Source organism: Vreelandella olivaria, from assembly GCF_023507745.1.
GTDB lineage: Bacteria > Pseudomonadota > Gammaproteobacteria > Pseudomonadales > Halomonadaceae > Vreelandella > Vreelandella olivaria_A.
Window position 1 is genome coordinate 1 of the sequence record NZ_JALPZO010000170.1, and the last position, 1,670, is coordinate 1,670.

At 55.7% G+C, this 1,670-nt stretch carries 2 protein-coding genes; both read left to right on the forward strand.

Annotated features, from left to right (window positions below; translation table 11 throughout):
• Positions 1-1,112 (forward strand): HNH endonuclease (locus HP566_RS20025; protein WP_249979059.1); only part of this gene is annotated, 1,112 nt, incomplete at its 5' end.
• Positions 1,112-1,432, forward strand: a complete 321-nt coding sequence (locus tag HP566_RS20030) for a DUF7716 domain-containing protein (RefSeq protein ID WP_249979060.1) — start codon at positions 1,112-1,114, stop codon at positions 1,430-1,432. The genes HP566_RS20025 and HP566_RS20030, both read left to right, overlap by 1 nt.
• The last annotated feature ends 238 nt before the right edge of the window (positions 1,433-1,670 follow it).

Consider the following 1,670-nt stretch of genomic DNA (forward strand, 5'->3'; position numbering starts at 1 on the left):
GCGGCGTGCTGTTCAACGCCGTGGGCGATCTCGCCAACGACCACCTCTGGCAGGAAGGCGACCCGCAAAAGATCGCATTACATGCCCTGATCGGCGGCAGCATCAGCGAAGCGATGGGCGGGGATTTCGCGACCGGCGCCCTGGCGGCGGGGGCCAATGAAGCGTTGATCGAACACCTGGCCGAACTGGTGGCCAAGGATGCGACCTGGCTGGTGGCGGCCTCCCAGGTGGTGGGCATCGTCGCCGCCGAACTGGCGGGCGGAGATGTGGCGATAGGGGCCGAGGTGGCCGGACAGGCGACGCGGTATAACTACCTGAGCCACCAGCAACTGACCACGGCGAATGAAGAGCTCGCGGCCTGTAACGGTGACAGCGCCTGTATGGCCGAGGTAGTGGATCGCTATCAGGCACTCAGCCAACAGCAAGATGAAGCGGGCTATGCCGCGTGTGTCGATGATCTGGTCGCCTGCCAGCAACACTCACTGGCGGCCAATGGTGGCGTCTATGCCGCCTACTCGGACGACTCTCTATGGGACCTGAGCGCCGAGGCGCTACCTTACATGCAGGCGCTGTTCGACGAGAACATCGGCGTGCAGACCAGCTTCAGCGAAGCGACCCTGGCACGTAGCTTCGAAGCCTTGGGCATGTCGCCGGAAGTTGCGGCAGTGCTGGCGGCGATGCCAGTGGGGTATAATAGTAAAGTGTCTGTGAAGGGCTTTGAAAGCTCGAATGGTGCTATTGTTCGCCCATCGGATAGTCCTTATTATTCAAGTGCATATGAAATTCAGCTTCCAAGAATGGCCTATCCTGGCGTTTCACGGCAGCGCCATAACCAGCTATCAAATCAAGCCCTTCATGAAGCATTTGATACTGACCCGAGCTTTGCAGCGCGTATGGAAAGTCTATACCCAGGAATCGTAAACGGTGTTCGCCCAGGGGCGCGAGGTGCCTACTCAAGGTCTGCACCGACACCTGAAGTCACGTGGCACCACGGCAATATTCCGGGCCAGATGCAACTTGTCCCGCGTGACCAACATGCTGCGCCAGGGCCAGTGCAAGACTCGCTGCATCCAGGCGGCTCCGGCGGATATTCTAATTGGGGGATCGAATGATGGCTGAGAAACTGGGTGATGTTCTTGATAATCTAGACATCTATGAATGGCGTGATTGGGTTTATTTGGACCAGACAAAAGGAGCTAATCTCCGGTCTTCTTGCATTGTTCTTAATCCTGATGAAGCTGAGTTGAGTGAGGATGGGTTCACGCCTTTAGCTGTTGAGCGGCTCTCCATGGAGGAGTTTTTGTCCATACAAGACCTGATATCTGTTCGTGACAACTTGCTTGTTAGATGGCCTTCGGTGGGAATTAAGGAAATTTGCGATGCTGCCGTTTATTACTATGAGAACGATGCGTTCATTCCTTTGCAATCCTAATATAGAGATGGAAAGTACGCTGCTGGGATTGATGCGACTGACGTCGAGCGGTTGGCTGCCGTTCTGGCGGACATGATGGGCTCGACGACTGACACAGATATTCTGGTGTCAACAAATCACTCGGTCACGGAGGCGGATATCGAACGCTTGGGCGAGGTTCTGATGGATATGATGGGAGCCTCCACTGATATCAATGCCCTGACTTCGACGAACCATTCGGTTAATGCGATGGATGTCG